The 17,847-nt window shown below is 57.2% G+C and carries 15 protein-coding genes and 1 other RNA gene; 11 read left to right on the plus strand and 5 right to left on the minus strand.

Going from position 1 to position 17,847, the window contains the following annotated elements; all coding sequences use genetic code 11:
• Nucleotides 1-219: 219 nt before the first annotated feature.
• The 5 genes from AAAC48_RS19080 to AAAC48_RS19100 form a co-directional block, all read right to left on the minus strand.
• Nucleotides 220-1,260, minus strand: a complete 1,041-nt coding sequence (locus AAAC48_RS19080; RefSeq protein WP_340655698.1) for an HlyD family secretion protein — start codon at nucleotides 1,258-1,260, stop codon at nucleotides 220-222.
• An 8-nt stretch (nucleotides 1,261-1,268) separates the two neighbouring features.
• A complete protein-coding gene (locus tag AAAC48_RS19085; protein WP_340655714.1) occupies nucleotides 1,269-2,837 on the minus strand; it encodes an MFS transporter in 1,569 nt (522 codons plus the stop codon).
• A gap of 99 nt (nucleotides 2,838-2,936) precedes the next feature.
• A complete protein-coding gene (locus tag AAAC48_RS19090; RefSeq protein WP_340655699.1) occupies nucleotides 2,937-3,383 on the minus strand; it encodes a MarR family transcriptional regulator in 447 nt (148 codons plus the stop codon).
• A 106-nt stretch (nucleotides 3,384-3,489) separates the two neighbouring features.
• Entirely contained in the window at nucleotides 3,490-3,996 is a 507-nt protein-coding gene (locus tag AAAC48_RS19095) for a GNAT family N-acetyltransferase (RefSeq protein WP_340655700.1), read from the minus strand.
• A 4-nt stretch (nucleotides 3,997-4,000) separates the two neighbouring features.
• Complete coding sequence (locus tag AAAC48_RS19100; protein WP_340655701.1) at nucleotides 4,001-7,633, minus strand: hydantoinase B/oxoprolinase family protein; 3,633 nt, start codon at nucleotides 7,631-7,633, stop codon at nucleotides 4,001-4,003.
• A 242-nt stretch (nucleotides 7,634-7,875) separates the two neighbouring features.
• On the opposite strand from AAAC48_RS19100, the gene AAAC48_RS19105 reads away from it, so the two are divergent.
• From AAAC48_RS19105 to AAAC48_RS19155, 11 genes are all read left to right on the plus strand, one after another.
• Nucleotides 7,876-8,256, plus strand: a complete 381-nt coding sequence (locus AAAC48_RS19105; protein ID WP_340655702.1) for a hypothetical protein — start codon at nucleotides 7,876-7,878, stop codon at nucleotides 8,254-8,256.
• Nucleotides 8,257-8,401: 145 nt separating this feature from the next.
• Entirely contained in the window at nucleotides 8,402-9,121 is a 720-nt protein-coding gene (locus AAAC48_RS19110) for a DnaJ family molecular chaperone (protein ID WP_340655703.1), read from the plus strand.
• Nucleotides 9,108-9,872, plus strand: a complete 765-nt coding sequence (locus AAAC48_RS19115) for an N-acetylmuramoyl-L-alanine amidase (RefSeq protein WP_340655704.1) — start codon at nucleotides 9,108-9,110, stop codon at nucleotides 9,870-9,872. Before AAAC48_RS19110 ends, AAAC48_RS19115 begins: the two co-directional genes overlap by 14 nt.
• Before the next feature lie 213 nt (nucleotides 9,873-10,085).
• The gene (locus tag AAAC48_RS19120) at nucleotides 10,086-10,838 is read left to right on the plus strand and encodes a transglycosylase SLT domain-containing protein (protein WP_340655705.1); all 753 of its coding nucleotides are present in this window, start codon (nucleotides 10,086-10,088) and stop codon (nucleotides 10,836-10,838) included.
• A gap of 95 nt (nucleotides 10,839-10,933) precedes the next feature.
• An RNA gene (gene rnpB, locus AAAC48_RS19125) (RNase P RNA component class A) lies at nucleotides 10,934-11,367 on the plus strand.
• 643 nt (nucleotides 11,368-12,010) lie between these two features.
• A complete protein-coding gene (gene mraZ / locus AAAC48_RS19130) occupies nucleotides 12,011-12,475 on the plus strand; it encodes a division/cell wall cluster transcriptional repressor MraZ (protein ID WP_340655706.1) in 465 nt (154 codons plus the stop codon).
• Nucleotides 12,475-13,500, plus strand: a complete 1,026-nt coding sequence (rsmH, locus tag AAAC48_RS19135) for a 16S rRNA (cytosine(1402)-N(4))-methyltransferase RsmH (RefSeq protein ID WP_340655707.1) — start codon at nucleotides 12,475-12,477, stop codon at nucleotides 13,498-13,500. Before mraZ ends, rsmH begins: the two co-directional genes overlap by 1 nt.
• A 3-nt stretch (nucleotides 13,501-13,503) precedes the next feature.
• Nucleotides 13,504-13,962, plus strand: a complete 459-nt coding sequence (locus AAAC48_RS19140) for a hypothetical protein (protein ID WP_340655708.1) — start codon at nucleotides 13,504-13,506, stop codon at nucleotides 13,960-13,962.
• Between the two features lie 35 nt (nucleotides 13,963-13,997).
• The gene (locus AAAC48_RS19145) at nucleotides 13,998-15,692 is read left to right on the plus strand and encodes a penicillin-binding protein 2 (protein WP_340655715.1); all 1,695 of its coding nucleotides are present in this window, start codon (nucleotides 13,998-14,000) and stop codon (nucleotides 15,690-15,692) included.
• Nucleotides 15,693-15,704: 12 nt separating this feature from the next.
• Nucleotides 15,705-17,186 carry a UDP-N-acetylmuramoyl-L-alanyl-D-glutamate--2,6-diaminopimelate ligase gene (locus tag AAAC48_RS19150; RefSeq protein ID WP_340655709.1) on the plus strand — a complete coding sequence of 494 codons (1,482 nt, stop codon included), beginning with the start codon at nucleotides 15,705-15,707 and terminating at the stop codon, nucleotides 17,184-17,186.
• On the plus strand, nucleotides 17,183-17,847 hold a 665-nt coding region (locus tag AAAC48_RS19155; RefSeq protein ID WP_340655710.1), incomplete at its 3' end, for a Mur ligase family protein. The genes AAAC48_RS19150 and AAAC48_RS19155, both read left to right, overlap by 4 nt.

The following is a 17,847-nucleotide window of genomic DNA, read 5'->3' on the forward strand; positions in this document are numbered from 1 at the left end:
AATTCCTGCCCGCCTAACATTCTGATGTAACAAACCGGTGACGGTAAAATGAGAAGAACTTGCCAAATTGATTCAACTCTAACGCGCAAGCCCTTGTGCTCACTCATTTGCGCTGTGTGACGGTCTTGCAGCAGAATGATAGAATTCAGGCAACCGCCTGGTTTTCCAACCTTCCACGAACGCAACTACCGGCGTGGTGCCATCTATCCTGGCCCCGCCTTATGCTCCGTTTCGTTCGGTCCTGACCACGACGGACATTCCAGGCGCCAGCAACTTTGCCTGTTGCTGATCCGGATCCACTGCTATCCGAACGGAAATGCGCTGGGCGACCTTGGTGAAATTGCCCGTCGCATTGTCGGGTTTCAGGATGCTGAATTCCGAGCCTGCAGCGGGTGCGAAGCGTTCGACGTGGCCCCTAAGGCGCTGGCGGTCCAGCGCATCGACGGTGAAGGTTACAGGCTGGCCGAGTGCAATATTGCTGAGCTGCGTTTCCTTGAAATTGGCGACGATCCACACATCGGGCGGTACGATCGCCATCAACTGCGTGCCGGCGCTGACATATTGCCCAAGCTTGACGCCGACTTCGCCAATGGTCCCATCGCGTGGCGCAACGATCTTCGTATTGGCGAGATCGATTTGCGCGAGTTTCACAGCGGCTTGCGCACCGGCCACGGCAGCTTCTAGCGATCCGCGGCTCACTCTGATCGTCTCAAGATCCTGCCGCGAGACCTCGAGAGCGGCCTTTGCCTGCGTGACCGAGGACTGCGCCTGTTGCAGCGTCGTCTCGCTCTGTTCTGCATCGCTCTTGGTCATGACGCCCTGACGTGCAAGTGGCTCGATCCTGGCCCAATTGGCCTGGGCGCGCTTGAGGCCGGCAGCGGCGCTGTCGAGTTGTGCCTGGCTCGAACCGATACGCGCTTCCGCAGCGCGTTGCTGCTGGGTAGAGTTATCGAGTGCTGCCTGTGCACTTGCCAGCGTGGCTCTCGCCTGATCGAGCTTTTGCGCAAAAATCCTGTCATCGATCTTCGCCAGAACCTGACCTTCCTTGACGGGGCTGTAGTCCTGAACCGGCACATCCACGATATAGCCGCTGAGCTGTGGACTGATCAGGGTCACGTAGCCTTTGACATAAGCGTTTTCTGTGGTTTCGATGCTGCTGTGGAAGGGCGGCAGCCTCCATGCATAGAGCACCAGCACGAGGCCGACAATGCCGACGAGGATTGCAACAAGGGTTGCGGAATGGCGAAGATATCTGGTCATGATGGCAATCAACTTACTTGGATAGCTGCGGGCGTCGTGCGAGAGCGCAAGAGCCCTCCAATGGCGACATGCGTCAGGAGTGCGATAAGGGCACAGAGGGAAATAGCGGCGATGAGCAGGAAGGCGTCGTTATAGGCAAGGATGTTTGCCTCGCGCGTAGCCTGCTGGGAGAGCAAGGAAATGCTTTGCGCGTTGAGCAAAACCTTGTCAGAGATCACCCTGCCATAGGCGTTTGCGAGTTGCGCGGCACGCTGGATGACAAGCGGATCGGACATGACGATGTGTTCGGCAAGAATATTGGAATGGAATTTCTCGCGGATCGTGATGAATGAGCCGAATGCCGACTGGCCAAGAAGGCCACCGAGACTCTGCGTCGACAGGAACACGATAATGAAACTCAATATGTAGTTCGGGCCGCGTTTGAGAGCAGAAGCAAGGCCGACGGACATTGCAGGAGGCAGGAACAGGGCGGTTGCCGCAGCAATAAACGCCTGGCTGACATACATGTTCGACGGCCTTGTAAGATTGGTCGACTGGCTGTCCATGTACGAGCCAATGATGAGGAAGACCAAAGCAACCGCATGGATCGCCGGAACACGTTCGGGCGACATGACTGCGGCGCAGCAGAGCCCAGCTGCGATCATCGACAACATGCTGATGATGTAGAGCAGCGATATCTGGTCGTTTTGTAGCCCCAGGTTCTGAAAGAAGGTGTTGGCAACAGATGATTGCTCGGAGACGGCCAGCCGAAAGAGAAGAATGGTCCCGGCAAAATGCACAATCTCCTTGCTGGCAATCCATCCGATATCGAGAAGGGGTTTTTCGCGATTGAGTTCGATCACCACGGCCGCAATAACGGTCACGACAGCGATCGCCAACAGGACGCCAAGCCAGGGCGCCTGCCTCCACCAGTAGAGACGACCGGTTACGAGGACGACAGCGGTGCAGCCAAAACCAATGGCAATCAGCAGATAGCTTACAATATCGAGCTTTTCGATCACCTTGGCGCGCGGCATTGGCGTTAGCGGGAGAATGTAGATCACGCCGAACGCAATAAACGCCAGCGCTATTTCGAACATGTAAAGGCCTTGCCATTGGCCTATGTCGAGTAATGTCGGCGAGAGCAGCCGCGCCAGTGGGGAGGCGAGAGAGATATTGGTGAGGACGAGGCAGATGCCAATCGTCATCTTGCGGGCTGGTGTGAAGGCTTCGAGCATGTAGAGGAATGCCAGGCTCGACAGGGGAGCTGCAGCAATACCGCTGACGAAACGGATCATGATTGCCGACTGGAGATCCGTGACGAACAAATGCAGCAGCGAGACCAGAACGAATATAGCCAGGCTCAGCTCGGCGAAATTCCGGAGTCCAAATTGGTTGCGGATCTTTATCAACGCAATCGAAAGGCTGACATTCGGCGCCATATAGGCGGCGATCAGCCATGTTGCTTCCGTATTCGTGGCACCCAGATAACCTTGAATTTGCGGGATGTTCGTCGCAATCAGGTTCATGCCGAGACCTTGCGTCATCGACAATAGTGTCGATGCTGCGATATAGGCCGCAGAGCGGAGTGGATGCATGGGCAAGGAGGCCGGAGCGGCGGTTGCAACGGCCTGCGGTTGCTGCGGCTCCTTTTTGATGGGATCGTTGCCGACAAATTCCGCTTCAGGGATCATGTGCTAGCCCCTCTCGATCAGATCGCCGAGTCTGAGATTGACTGCGCGCAAGACGTCGATGGTCTTCAACAGATCCTTGTCGTTGATATCGCGCAGAAACTCCGCACGAAGCTCCTGGGCCAGATGATTGACATCCTTGGCAAGCTCGGCACCCTGCGCCGTCATGACAACCTGCTTGACGCGACGGTCGCCTTCGACGCCGCGACGTTCGATGAAGCCCTGCTTCTCCAGACCGTCGAGCAAGCGCACCATGGTCGGCGTTTCGATTTCAAGTTCTTCAGCCAGTTCCTTCTGGCTGAGCACTTCGCGCCGGTCGAGGAGCATCAGCGTTCTCGCCCGCGCAAGCGTCAGACCCAGCTGCTTGACTCGTGCGTCGAACAGCGTGCGAAGCTTGCGACTGGCTTTGCTCAGTTCATCGACAAAGTGGAAATGTGGAGTTTGATGGGGCATATCATAGCCATATAATGAGTAGCATGCTAACTATTATCATGCGATATAACTTCAATCGGCTCGTTTTTCAAGATGGCTTGGGCCGTTTCTTTGTTGCTTGCTTTTTTCAGCGCAGATCGAGCCGCAGCAGCTCGTCGTCATAGGATTGGCCGTTGATGCGCAGAGCGTCCTTCTCGAAGCCAAAAACGGTGAAGCCGAGCCCAAGATAGAGTGCGCGCGCCGACGTGTTTGCTGCCATTACCGTGGCATGGAGCGTGTCAACGTGCCGGCGTGCGTGGTTGATGACGGCCTGCGTCAGTCGCTTGCCAAGGTCGTGGCCACGCCAATCGGGATTAACGTAAACGCCCCAGAGCAAACCTTTGTGTTTCTGTTTGAGCTTTGTGTTCATGGCAAATCCAGCCACGCCGACAAGCCTGTCATGGGCGAAGGCGCCAAAAACAGCATTCGGCCTGGCGCCGAGGCGTCGTCGCACCTCAGCGATGTCCAGATCGCTCTCTTCTTCAAAGCTCGACCCGAAAGCTTCGGGAGCGCTGCGCAGACCATGCAAACGCAGTGCTTGAAAGCTTTCCGCATCGCCGCCATCCAGCATTCTGATGAGAATGGCGGCGTCCATCGGATCAAGCTGCGTATCCGCCAGGCGTTGGGGTGGTGAGGATCACGGCCTCGCCTGCCTCGAGCACCGTTTGGTCGCAGGCTTTCAGGGTCTCGACTGTCCCGTCGTTGCGACGAATTTCAGTTTTGCCGACCTCACCATTGCCGCCGCCGTCGAGCCCTTCGGGTGGACGGTTGCGATGCGACGACAGGATAGCGCAATCCATGCGTTCGAGGAAACGGATGGTGCGTTTGGTGCCTGCGCCACCGAGAAATTTGCCCTTGCCGCCGGAGTTATCGCGGATGTGAAAATCCTCCAGCAAGACCGGGAACCGCATTTCGAGAATTTCGGGATCGGTCAGACGTGAATTGGTCATGTGGGTGTGAACGGCGGATGTTCCGGCAAACCCGGTTCCATTGTTGAATTGGCCCGCGGGCGAGCCTGAGCAGATCGTCTCGTAATATTGGTACTGATCGTTGCCGAAGGTCAGGTTGTTCATCGTACCCTGCGAGTTAGCCATGGCGCCAAGGGCTCCGAAAAGCGCATTGGTGACATGCTGCGATGTTTCGACATTGCCGGCAACGACGGCTGCCGGGTAGGAGGGCTTCAACATGCAACCATCCGGAATGATGATATCAATTGGCCGCAGGCAACCGGCATTCATCGGGATTGCGCCCTCGACCATGACCCGGAAAACATAGAGTACCGCGGCCCGTGCCACCGGTTCCGGCGCATTGAAGTTGTTCTTCATCACCGCCGATGTGCCGGTGAAATCGACGGTCGCGCGGCGCTCCCTGCGGTTGACCGTGATCTTCACCTGGATCGTCTGGCCGGTATCGGTTGCGTAGGAATACTCGGAATTTTCCGGTAAGCGATCGAGAACAGCGCGAACGCTTTCCGCTGCATTGTCCTGCACATGGCCCATATAGGCCTCCACGACGTCGAGACCGAATTGCCCGATCATCTTCTTCAGTTCCGCCACGCCCTTTTCATTGGCGGCGATCTGCGCTTTCAGATCTGCAATGTTTTGATGAACGTTCCGAACGGGCCACGGGTGGTTGGTCAAGAGTTCCATCAATTCCTTTTCGCGAAAGCGGCCACGCTCGACGAGACGGAAATTGTCGATGAGAACGCCTTCCTCGTCCACCGTCGTTGCCAGCGGCGTCATCGAGCCCGGCGCCGATCCGCCGATATCCGCATGGTGACCGCGCGACGCCGAATAGAAGAGGATGTTGTTGCCCGCCTCATCAAAAACCGGCGTGACAACGGTGATATCGGGAAGGTGGGTGCCGCCATTGTATGGAGCATTCAGAGCAAAAACATCGCCCGGATGTATATCACCTTCGTTTAGCTTGATGATCGTTTCAACTGAGCGGTCCATCGACCCCAAATGTACCGGCATATGCGGTGCATTGGCCACGAGCGCACCATTGCGGTCGAAAACGGCACAAGAGAAATCCAGCCGCTCCTTGATATTGACCGAATAGGCGGTGTTCTGGAGCGTCACGCCCATCTGTTCGGCGATCGACATAAACAGGTTGTTGAATACTTCCAGCATGATGGGATCGGCTTCGGTGCCGAGCGCCGATGCCCGCGCCTTTTTCTCGACCCTGCGCATCAGAACGTGGTTGAGCGCGGTGATTTCCGCCTGCCAGCCAGGTTCGACAACAATTGTCTGGTGCGTTTCGATGATAAGCGCCGGGCCGCTGACCTTATGCCCGGCCTTGAGATTGGCGCGAGGATAGCTTGCGGCATCGTGGAATGTCCCGCCCGAATACAACCTGCATGTGTCACCAGGCTGAGGCGCTGAATTGTCCTGTTCCTGCTCGCTTTCAACCTGGCTGCGTCCGCGTGCGTCGGCGCCTTCGACACCCACGGCCTCAACAACAATGCCTTTGTTTTCATAGATGAAGCCGAATTGCGCCTTGTGCGCTGCCTCAAAGCCAGCTCGCGCGTGCTCGATCGAGGACGCACTGAAGTCGATCGGGATCGTCGTATCGGTACCGTCATAACGCAAATGCAGGATAGGGCGCGAGGTGATGTGTTCGCGTGGCACGCCTTGCTCTGCGATCTCGGCGATAACAGTCTCGGAAAGGCGTTCGGAAAGCTGGCGGATTTCCCCTAGTGTTTCGGGTAGAAAGGCTTTGACCAATGCCTGTTGTCGTGACGCAAAAATCGACGACAGGCCAATTCCATAGGCGGAGAGCAAGCCGGAGAAGGGATGGATCAGCACGGCTTCCATGCCAAGCGCGTCAGCGACGAGGCACGCATGCTGCCCTCCGGCACCGCCGAAGCAATTCAGCAGGTATCGCGTCACGTCATAGCCGCGCTGGACCGAAATCTTTTTGACCGCATTGGCCATGTTTTCGACGGCGATGGTGATGAAGCCTTCCGCGATCTTTTCCGGCGTTTTTCCGTCACCGATCTCGGCCGCGAGTGCCGCGAATTTTTGTGCGACGATGTTCCGGTCAAGACGCTCGTTCTGCCCCGGTCCGAAAATTGCCGGAAAATACTCTGGTCGCAACTTGCCCAGCATGACATTGGCGTCTGTGACAGCGAGAGGCCCGCCACGGCGATAGCAGGCCGGGCCGGGATTGGCGCCGGCGGAATCGGGGCCCGCGGACAAGCGTCCGGCACTGTAATGCAGGATCGAACCGCCGCCCGCAGCCACCGTATGGATGCGCATCATGGGCGCGCGAATGCGAACACCCGCGACTTCGGTATCGAAGGCGCGTTCATATTCGCCGTCATAATGTGCCACATCGGTAGAGGTGCCGCCCATGTCGAAGCCGATCACCTTGTCGAAACCGGCGAGTTTTGCCGTTTCGACCATACCGACGACGCCGCCTGCCGGTCCGGATAGTATCGCATCCTTGCCCTGAAACAGGTCTGCTGCCGTCAATCCGCCAGACGACATCATGAAGGAGAGGCCCGGGGAGACTCCAGTCTTTTGCGCGCCAATAATCCCAAGCTCACGCGCGACGTGCTCGACGTATCGGCGCAGGATGGGTGAGAGGTAGGCGTCGACGACTGTCGTATCACCGCGTCCGACAAGCTTGGCGAGCGGCGAGACCTCGTGACTTACCGAGACCTGACCGAAGCCGAGCTCGCGTGCGATCCCGGCAGCCATCTGTTCATGCGCCGGATAGTTCCAGGCGTGCATGAATACGATGGCAACAGCGTCGATCCCGTCGCTCTTTGCCTCGGCCAACGCCGCGCGGATATTATCCGCGTCCGGGACGACCTCCACGGACCCGTCTGTCCTGACGCGCTCACCCACTTCGATCACGCGTTCATAGAGCTGTTCGGGTAAGATTATCTCCTTGGCAAAAATATCCGGTCGCGCCTGATAGGCGATTTTGAGCGCGTCGCGAAAGCCCTTGGTAATGACCAGAACCGTCCGGTCGCCTTTACGCTCCAGTAGCGCGTTGGTGGCAATTGTTGTTCCCATCTTGACCTCGCCGATACGATGCGAGGGTATCGGATCGCCTTGTCTGACACCGAGCAGTTCGCGAATGCCCTGGATGGCCGCGTCCTTATAAGCTTCAGGATTCTCCGACAGTAGCTTGTGTGCAATAAGGCGTCCCGCTGGGTCGCGTGCGATGACATCCGTGAACGTGCCGCCACGATCTATCCAGAAATCCCATGTGTTGTTCATATTATTCGTCCGATCTCAATAATTTGGTGATTCGTAAATTCGGCGGACCGCTTCCGCCATTCCAACAATAAGCAGGACCAGGTGGCGAGCGCAATCAGTGGAGCTATTCACTCCAAAATTTCTGCGAAAATGATGATATCCACATGAAATTTAACCGAAAACAAAAACAAAACCCAACTCTGCCATATTTTGGATAATGTGGAGTCTGAGGGGCCACTTAAGTACTATGGAGAGAAAAAATCATGAAGAACAAATTCGTTGTTTCACTCGCGGCGCTTTCGCTTCTGACGCTTGCCGCGTGCGGCAAGAGTGAAGAGAAGACGGAAAAGGCTCCAGCAACAACCGAACAGCCAGCACCGGCCCCAGCGCCAGCCCCGGCCACAGCGCCAGCCAAAACGGAAGCCCCGGCGGCACCGGCTGCGCCGATGAATGCCCAGGACACGTTGAACAAGCTGAAAGAGCAGGCCGCGACCATGACGGCCGAACAGAAACAGGCCGCTGTCGCCACTGCCCGCAAAGCGGCTGAAGATGCAGCCAAGGCTGCAGGGCAGACTGAAGACCAGATAAAGGTCGCTGCGGACGCAGCAGAAAAGGCTATCAAGGAAGCGCTCGGGGTTCAGTAACCGGGGCTGGCTCTCAGAGAAATGGCCGGCCGTTGGGCCGGCCTTTTTGTTGGTTGATAGTGGTGCGGCAACCGGTCCGATCAAACTGTACCTTCGACGCGATATCGCTCTCGCAATTGCGAAAGAATTTGAATAAAACGAAGTCATGTCGATTTGGCGCCGCATCAGCGATTTCATTACAAGTACCGCGATCGATGCTTTCTCCAGCATCATCGAAGCGGTGCGGACGGCCTTTGAGGGCGATCCGGAAACGCGCCGGCGCGTTGCCTTCTCGATCGCCATGATTGCGCTGTCCGCAAAAATGGCCAAGGCCGATGGCGTTGTGACGCAGGTGGAGGTCAACGCCTTTCACGAGATTTTCCACGTTCCGGCTCAATACCAGGATCAGGTATCGCGGCTCTATAATCTCGCCAAGCAGGACGTTGCAGGCTATGAAGCCTATGCTACCCAACTTGCTTCGCTGTGTGGCACAGGCAAGCCCAATTGCAAAATGCTGGAAGACATCCTTGACGGATTGTTCCATATCGCCAAGGCCGACGGCGCGTTACACGATAAGGAACTGACGTTCCTTGGGACAGTGGCCGAAATCTTTCAGCTGGACGAAGAGCAGTTCGACCGCATTCTTGCCCGGCATGTCGGTCGAGGTCAGGCGGATCCATTCCTCGTTCTGGGCCTTCCCCGCGACGCTAGTTTTGAAGAGGCGCGCAAACAATATCGGGCGCTCGTCCGCGAGAACCATCCGGATATGCTGATTGCACGCGGTGTGCCGGAAGAATTTATCGCCATTGCCAATCAGCGCATCGCCGCGATCAATGCGGCCTGGGAAAAAGTCGAAAAAGACCTGAAGGCATATGAGCGCGTTTGAGTCCGACCATCTGCGCGCCGAAGTCCGTGTTTCGCCGAATTCTGGCCCGCGCAAGGATGGCAAGCGCCCGTCTCTCCTGATCCTCCATTATACCGGTATGGAAACAGGCGAAGCTGCGGAAAGCTGGCTCGCCAACCCGGCAAGTGAAGTGTCGGCCCATTACATCGTTCATGAAGACGGCCGTATTGTCCAAATGGTGCCGGAGAGCGAGCGAGCCTGGCATGCCGGTCAGAGCTTTTGGAAAGGCGAGGCTGACATCAATTCCAGTTCGATCGGGATCGAGATCGTCAATGGCGGTCCCTTACTGGATTTCCCCGAATATGTGGGTGCACAAGTCGATGCAGTCATCGACTTATGCAAGGGTATCATTTCGCGCCATGGCATCAGGCCGGAAGGCGTCCTTGCCCATTCGGATATTGCGCCTGCACGCAAGATCGATCCGGGTGAGAAATTTCCCTGGCCGGTACTCTACGATGCAGGCGTGGGGCACTGGGTCACCCCCTCACCAATCAGGGGAGGGCGTTTCTTCTCCATTGGCGATCAGGGACAGCCAATTGAGGCGCTCCAGTCCATGCTGGCGCTATACGGCTATGGCGTGCCTATCGATGGTGTGTTCGGGAAGACGACAGAATTGGGCATTTTGGCGTTTCAGCGCCATTTTCGCCCGCAGAAAGTCGATGGAGTCGCAGACCTGTCAACCATCGAGACCCTGCATCGATTACTTTCTGCACTGCCGGTGCTAAGCGCATAACGCATTGAACAAGAAAGTCTTTTTCGACTCATTTTGTGCAGTGCACCCTATATATTTCAATGAGTTACACAAAGTTATTTGGCCGATCAATATTCGGCTGCATTGGACCGTCAAATCCTTGGCCAGTGTTCCGGCTCTGCTCCTTTGTTTTTTGGGCGACGGAACGATCCCGGCGTGCACGTTCGTGTGGCCCAAGCATCTAGACGGAAAACGATGACAAAAAAAATTGGTATGATTTTCGCCCTTCTTGGGGCGATGGCTCTCTATGGCTCGAATTCAGCGCTCAGCGCTCCCGCGGAACCGACAAACCTCGCTGACTTGATCAAGGCGAAACGGGCCGCAGCCGAAAAAGAAAAGGCCAATGAAAAGTCAACAAAGGCTGATCAGTCGAAGAGCAAGAGCAAAGTTAGTGCAGCCAAGGCGCCTGTCGTCAAGAAAAGCGCCGCTCGATCCCAGCGTCTTAACAAGAAGGTCTCCGTGCACAAGCGCCCGGTCGTTCAGGCCAAGGCCCGCGTAAAGACGGTTGTGACCAATACGACGACAGGCAATGTCGATACAATGACCACAGGCAGCATCGCCTCCGCGATGGGATCGACGACGTATTCGACAATCATCAATTCCTATGCAGCGTCCTATGGCGTGCCGGTAGCTCTGGCCAACGCCGTTGTGCGCGTTGAAAGCAATTACCAGCCGAACATGACCGGAAGTGCCGGGGAAATCGGCCTGATGCAAATCAAGCTCGAGACCGCCCGTGGTCTCGGCTATACCGGTTCACGCGAGGCACTCTACAATCCGGACACGAACATACGTTGGGGCATGAAGTATCTTGCCGGAGCACACAAGCTTGGCAATGGCACGACGTGCGGCACGATCCTGCGCTACAATGCCGGACACGGTGCAACCCGCATGAATCCGGTCTCTGCCAACTATTGCGCCAAGGTGAAGATGGAAATGGCTTCGATGTAAGGCCCTTTTAAAATCTGCCGCTGAACAAGGGTCGGACAGTTTGTCCGGCCCTTTTTCATTTGCGTTTTTCCTCAATTGCGCATTTATACGGGTCGCCAGCTGGCCGGGCAGCCGCGCATGTCATAAGTCGAAAGGCGGCATGTGAGGAAAGTCCGGGCTCCAGGGAAACACGGTGCCGGATAACATCCGGCGGGGGTGACCCCAGGGAAAGTGCCACAGAAAGGAAACCGCCCCGTCTTTCGTTGCGCCTGATCCGGAATCGATCGGACGCAAGGAATGACGGGGTAAGGGTGAAAGGGTGGGGTAAGAGCCCACCGCGCAACTGGTAACAGGGGCGGCATGGCAAACCCCACCGGGAGCAAAACCGAATAGGGACGGCGTGCCAGGTGAAAGCCTGGCGACCAGTTTCCAGGTCAGTCGTCCGGGTAGGTTGCAGGAGGCGGGTGGTAACATCCGTCCAAGATGAATGGCTGCCGCGCTGGACGAAAGTCCGGCCATACAGAACCCGGCTTACAGGCCAGCTGGCATTTCAGTTTACCTCGTTGCTAGGGTAAGGACCTGTTAATCTGGTCGAAATGGTATGAGGCTTTTCGTTTGGATACGAGGAGCAGAGGCGATGGCAATGTTTATCCATTGTCGAGCCTTTGCGACAATGTAGCCGGGCGAAAAGACCATATCCTGCGGACGCCGAAACGGCGGCAAGCTCAAGTGTCGAACCATTCGGCCGGGGGGAAGACCCCGCCCTTCATGCTTCTCCTCGCATCTTTTTGCCGTTCCAGGTGCCATTTCGATCATATTAATATGTCCTGACCCTCGCTCTCGCTCTAGGTGCGGGGGAGGGCCGGCATCGAGAGTCCTAACCCTTCATTAAGCTTAATGAGCGATAAATTCAGAATCGCCGGTAATGGGCTGGAATCATGGCCCATTCCCATCCTGTACCTTCTAGTCCCATTGACGCCCATAGTGCCCCATGATATCGATTGATTTCATCAGTAGCGTTCAGTCGACACGGTGTTTCCCGAAATACGATTTGGCATGCCAAGGCTGGCAGGCGGCATACATTGCCGGTGCTGTGACGTCTGTTGATGGCGCTTGCGCTTCGAAGAAATCGAGCGGCCGAGCAGAGGTGAGAATGATCGACGCCCTTGGGGCGGAAACGGCGGTGTTGCGTTTTGAACCGGTACCTCGGACATGTGACGAACAGGATCGATGCGAAGGGACGGGTCTCCGTTCCGGCGCAGTTCCGTTCGATCATCCAGAAGGCCGGGCACAGCGAGCTCTACGCACTGCGTTCCTTACATTTGCCTGCACTCGATGTGGGCGGGCCGGAACTGCTGACACGGTTCGACAAGCGTCTGGAGCAAGAGGATCCCTTTGCCGAAACAGCGGACGACATGTCGTTCTATCTCCACGCGGATGGTGGCTTTCTGAAGCTGGACGGGGACGGGCGCATAACAGTCACGGACTTTATTCGGGAACATACTGGGGTCTCGGTGGATGTGACCTTTGCGGGCGCCAACACACATTTTCAGATGTGGCACCCGGATCAGTTCGAAGCGCATCGTACAAAAGTTCGCCAGCGGCTGGCGGAAAAGCGTCGTCAGGAAACCATGAGCGTTCTTGCGGAGGGCAGCTGATGGCAGGTTCCGGCGGCAATGCCACGCCAGATACCAATGGTGACGACCGCCACATCCCGGTTCTGCTCGACGAGGTGATCGCGGCGCTCCAGCCGGCAAAAGGTCAGCTGATAATCGATGGTACCTTCGGTGCAGGGGGCTACACAAAACGCATTCTCGAAACTGGCGCTTCGGTTACTGCGGTCGATCGCGACCCGTCGGCCATCGAAGCTGGCCGCAAGATGGAAATGGAATATGCCGGTCGCCTGGCCCTCGTGCAGGGTACTTTCTCTTCCCTGGACCAGGTCGCGCTGCTCGGCGCTCCCGACGGCATTGTTCTCGACATTGGTGTATCGTCGATGCAGATCGACGAGGCAGAACGCGGCTTCTCCTTTCAGAAGGATGGTCCACTTGATATGCGGATGTCGAGTGCGGGTCCAAGCGCGGCTGACGTCGTCAATCGGCTGAAGACCGGCGATCTGGCGCGCATTTTCAATTTTCTCGGTGAGGAGCGCCATGCCGGGCGCATTGCCCGCATGATTGAGAAGCGTCGCGCGACCGAGCCATTCACGCGCACCCGCGATCTTGCCAATGCAATCGAGGCGCTCGTCGGCCGAAATCCGAAAATACCGATCCATCCGGCGACGCGGGTGTTCCAGGCACTGCGCATATTCGTCAATGACGAGCTCGGCGAGCTGGTGCGTGCGCTGCATGCCGCCGAGCGGGTTCTGAAACCTGGCGGACGCCTTGTCGTTGTCACCTTCCATTCGCTGGAAGACCGCATCGTCAAACGATTCTTTTCCGACCGCTCGGGCACCGGGGGCGGTTCGCGTCATCTGCCGCAGCTCGAACAGCGTTTGGCCAGTTTCACACCTGTCGGCAAGGGTATCGTCGCACCGTCCGAGGCCGAAGCCGCACGTAACCCGCGTGCGCGTTCGGCCAAGTTACGCGCTGGAATCCGCACGGACCATCCGCCGCTTGCCGAAGATCATTCGATTTATGGCCTGCCCAATCTGCCCATATTCCATGAAACGGCGAGGAGCTGATCCGTGCTGCGTACCTTCGACATCATTTTGATCGGCCTGATGATCGCGGCGGCTGCCGTGACCTACAAGATCAAGCACGACGCTGAAAAACAGATGGCGCAAGTGAGCAAGCTGGAGCGCATGATCACTGACGAGAAAGATACGATCGATCTGCTGAAGGCCGACTGGAGCCTGCTGACGCAACCGAACCGCCTGCAAAAGCTGGTTGAGTCGTTCCAGGGTCAGCTCGACTTGAAGCAGGTCGAGGCGCAGCAGATTGTCAACATCAATGAACTGCCCCAGCCAAAACCTGCGTCGGAAGGTTTCGATGATGTCGCCAACATCATCACGCAGGCAAATGCCGGCCAAACGATCAAGCCTGACACGACAACGACGGGCAGCATCGACAAACCAAAGGCGGCGCCAAAGCCAACCAAGCGAATTGTCCCGAATGCAATGCCAAAGGGAGCGGGGCTTTATTGATGGCTGCGATCTGGATCAAGCGGAAGAAAGCTCAACTGGAATCAGGCACCGCGCCCGCCTTCGAGCTTGACGCGAAGAGGAAGAAGTCCGGCAATCGCGCACGCAACCGCGTCGTCATGGCCATAGCCTGTTTCATGGGCATTTACGGCGTCATCGCTGGCCGGCTCGTTTATTACGGCATGCAGGAAGATACGTCCGGTTACAATGGCCCGACTGGCGCGGTGCTGGCGTCGCGTCCGGATATTCTCGATCGCAATGGCGAAGTCCTGGCGACAGACATCAAGACCGCTTCACTTTATGCCGAGCCGCGCAAGATCATCGACCCGGACGAAGCGTTCGAACTGCTGTCAACCGTGCTGCCCGACCTCAATTTCGAGCAAACCTACAGCCGTCTGAAGAGCAACGCCGGCTTCGCCTGGCTAAAGCGCGGACTAACGCCACAACAAAAAAGCCAGATCATGGCGCTTGGCATCCCCGGCATTGGTTTCCGCACAGAGAAGTCCCGCTTCTATCCGGGCGGCCCGACCGCATCGCATATTCTTGGCCTCGTTAATATCGACAATCAGGGCATTGCCGGTATGGAGAAATACATCGACGAGCAGGGACTGTCCGACCTGCGCGATGTCGGTCTTGCCGACAGCCGCTCGCTGGAACCCGTGCGTTTGTCGATCGATCTGCGCGTGCAGCACGTGGTGCGCGACGTTGTCGTGAATGCAATGCAACGCTATCGCGCGATTGCAGCTGGCGCCGTCGTCCTGAACGTCAATACGGGCGAAGTGCTTGCCATGGCCTCCGCCCCGGATTTTGACCCGAACAATCCCTATAATGCTCTCGACAAGGATCATCTCAATCGCATGTCGGCGGGCCTGTTCGAGATGGGGTCGACGATCAAGAGTTTTACGACCGCTATGGCACTTGATTCCGGCAAAGCGACGCTGAACAGTACCTTTGACGCGTCGCATCCGATCACCATTGGTCGCCAGACCATTCATGACTTCCACGGAAAGGGCCGCGTTTTGACCCTGCCGGAGGTCTTCGTGTTCTCGTCCAATATCGGTTCGGCGAGGGAAGCGGACATGGTGGGTATCGAAAACCATCGTGAATTCCTGCATCGCCTTGGGCTTCTCGATCGCATGCAGACAGAACTGCCGGAAGTAGCGCGTCCATTCGAACCGAAAGTCTGGAAGAAGGTGCACTCGATCACGATCTCCTTCGGTCACGGCATGGCGACAACACCGCTGCAAACGGCGGTTGGCGCGGCCGCCTTGATGAACGGCGGCAAGCTCATCGAGCCGACGTTCCTGCCGCGCACAGTCGAAGAAGCCAGTAAGGTCGCCAAACAGGTGGTGAACGAAAAGACCAGTGACGATATGCGTTATCTCTACAAGCTCAACGGCGAAACCGGCTCGGGACGGAATGCGGCCGTCAAGGGCTACCGCGTCGGCGGCAAGACCGGCACGGCCAATAAAGTGGTCAATGGCAGATACGCCGATAATGTGCGGTTCAACGCTTTTGTCGCGTCATTTCCGATCGAAAAACCCGAATATGTCGTTCTGACCATTATCGACGAACCAAAGCCGGCTGAGGGCCAAAGCAGTGGTATTGCGGCCTATAATGCGGCGCCAATGGTTGCCGAAATCATCCGCAGATCTGCCTCATTTCTCGGCGTGAAGCCCGATTTCGGCCAAGAAGTGGCGCCATTGCAGGTTTCTTATGATGGTGACGAGTAAAGCGAAACGGCCATGAAACTAAAAGATTTGAACGGCATTCCCGCCCTGGCCATCTCCGAAATCGGAGAGAAGGAAATCCGTGGTTTGACGTCGGATTCCCGGCAGGTCGAACGCGGTTTTCTGTTCGCAGCGCTCAAGGGCTCCAAGGCCGACGGCGTCGCCTACGCTGCAGATGCTGCGGCACGCGGTGCGGCTGTCATTGTCACCTCCAAGGGTGCCAAGCTTGGCAAGATTGCGGTCCCGATCATCTATGTCGACGATCCGCGCCGAACCCTTGCACTGGCCGCGGCCAGTTTCTACAAACTGCAGCCGGATGTGATGGTCGCCATTACCGGCACGAGTGGCAAGACCTCTGTCGCCTCATTCACGCGCCAGATCTGGGCACAAGCCGGTTTCGCGTCTGCCAGTATCGGTACCACCGGCGTTGTTTCACCCAAGCGCGACGATTACGGCTCACTGACGACGCCGGACCCGGTTGAATTGCACAAATTGCTGCGCGAACTGGTCGAGGAAGGTGTGACTCACACGGCGATGGAAGCTTCGTCCCATGGTCTCGATCAACGCCGGCTCGATGGCGTCAGGCTTTCCGCTGGTGCTTTCACCAATCTCGGCCGCGACCATATGGACTATCATCCAACGGTCGAAGAGTACCACGCGGCTAAACTGCGTCTCTTTAGGGAACTTTTACCGAAGGGAGCGCCTGCCGTCATTTTCGCCGATGATCCATTCTCCAAGCCGACGATTGCTGCCGCCATTGAAGCTGGTTGCAAGGTACTGACTGTTGGCCGGAAGGGCGATTTTATTACACTCAAGCGTGTCGAGCATGAGCGGTTCCGCCAGCACGTCGAAGTGCACATTGCCGATGAAATCTATGAGATCACTTTGCCGCTGGCTGGTGACTTCCAGGTTGCCAATGGCCTGGTCGCTGCAGGTCTTGCCATCGCGACCGGTGTTCCCGCTGCCGCTGCGATGCGCGGTCTGGAACGGTTGAAGGGGGCCCCTGGACGCCTTGATCTGGTCGGCGCGACAGAGGAAGGTGCCCCTGCCTATGTCGATTACGCACACAAGCCCGATGCTCTTGAAAATGTTCTTGCATCGGTTCGACCCTTTACAACCGGTCGGGTCATTGTCGTCTTTGGCTGCGGTGGCGACCGTGACAAGGGTAAACGCCCGATGATGGGCGAAATCGCCACCCGTCTTGCCGATGTTGTCATCGTGACCGATGACAATCCCCGTTCGGAAGTGCCCGCGACGATCCGTGCCGAGATTCTGGCCGCGGCGCCAGGTGCCCGCGAAATCCCCGACCGGCGCGAGGCAATCCGCGAGGCTGTCGCCATGATGAAATCGGGTGACACGCTGATTGTTGCTGGAAAGGGCCACGAGGAAGGCCAGACCGTTGGAGATGCCGTGTTACCATTCTCTGATCACGCCGAGGTTGGACAAGCCTTGAAAGACCGGTTAGCGCGCCAAAGCACCCAGGAGAGCGGTGCATGAGCCTGCTCTGGACTTCCGATGCGATGATCGAAGCCATGAATGGCAGGCCCGTCGGCAAATTGCCGGACGGCATTACCGGGATTTCAATCGACACCCGCACTCTGCGCAAGGGCGAGGCGTTTTTTGCCATTAAGGGGGATGCGCTCGACGGTCATGATTTTGCTACGGCTGCCGTCGCGGCGGGTGCTGCTCTTTTGGTTGTTTCTGAAGCGAAATTGCCAGCACTCGGTAAATTGAAGGCCCCGATGATCGTCGTGGATGACGTCCTGATGGCGATGACGCGGCTTGGCGTCGCATCACGTCAACGGTCTCACGCACAGATCATTGCGGTTACGGGATCGGTGGGCAAGACCACGACCAAGGAAGCGCTTCGGCACGTGCTTTCGAATGCCGGCAAGGTCCATGCTTCGGTCGCATCGTTCAACAATCATTGGGGCGTGCCGCTGACGCTCGCCCGTATGGCGGAAGATACCGACTATGGTGTCTTTGAAATCGGCATGAACCACGCTGACGAGATTCGTCCTTTGGTCAAGATGGTGCGTCCCCATGTAGCGTTGATTACGCTGATTGCGCCGGCTCACCTTGGCCATTTCAAGAACCTTCAGGAAATCGCGACTGCCAAGGGCGAAATTTACGAAGGCTTGGTGCCGGGGGGCTACGC

It is taken from the genome of Phyllobacterium sp. (assembly GCF_037994405.1).
In the GTDB taxonomy this organism is placed as follows: domain Bacteria; phylum Pseudomonadota; class Alphaproteobacteria; order Rhizobiales; family Rhizobiaceae; genus Phyllobacterium.

Bases quoted from the DNA above. Each gene is read 5' to 3' on its own strand.
- AAAC48_RS19080 (WP_340655698.1), bottom strand. From the start codon at position 1,260: ATGACCAGATATCTTCGCCATTCCGCAACCCTTGTTGCAATCCTCGTC.
- AAAC48_RS19100 (WP_340655701.1), bottom strand. From the start codon at position 7,633: ATGAACAACACATGGGATTTCTGGATAGATCGTGGCGGCACGTTCACG.
- AAAC48_RS19085 (WP_340655714.1), bottom strand. From the start codon at position 2,837: ATGCATCCACTCCGCTCTGCGGCCTATATCGCAGCATCGACACTATTG.
- rsmH (WP_340655707.1), top strand. From the start codon at position 12,475: ATGGCAGGTTCCGGCGGCAATGCCACGCCAGATACCAATGGTGACGAC.
- AAAC48_RS19095 (WP_340655700.1), bottom strand. From the start codon at position 3,996: ATGGACGCCGCCATTCTCATCAGAATGCTGGATGGCGGCGATGCGGAA.
- AAAC48_RS19120 (WP_340655705.1), top strand. From the start codon at position 10,086: ATGACAAAAAAAATTGGTATGATTTTCGCCCTTCTTGGGGCGATGGCT.
- AAAC48_RS19115 (WP_340655704.1), top strand. From the start codon at position 9,108: ATGAGCGCGTTTGAGTCCGACCATCTGCGCGCCGAAGTCCGTGTTTCG.
- AAAC48_RS19150 (WP_340655709.1), top strand. From the start codon at position 15,705: ATGAAACTAAAAGATTTGAACGGCATTCCCGCCCTGGCCATCTCCGAA.
- AAAC48_RS19110 (WP_340655703.1), top strand. From the start codon at position 8,402: ATGTCGATTTGGCGCCGCATCAGCGATTTCATTACAAGTACCGCGATC.
- AAAC48_RS19105 (WP_340655702.1), top strand. From the start codon at position 7,876: ATGAAGAACAAATTCGTTGTTTCACTCGCGGCGCTTTCGCTTCTGACG.
- AAAC48_RS19090 (WP_340655699.1), bottom strand. From the start codon at position 3,383: ATGCCCCATCAAACTCCACATTTCCACTTTGTCGATGAACTGAGCAAA.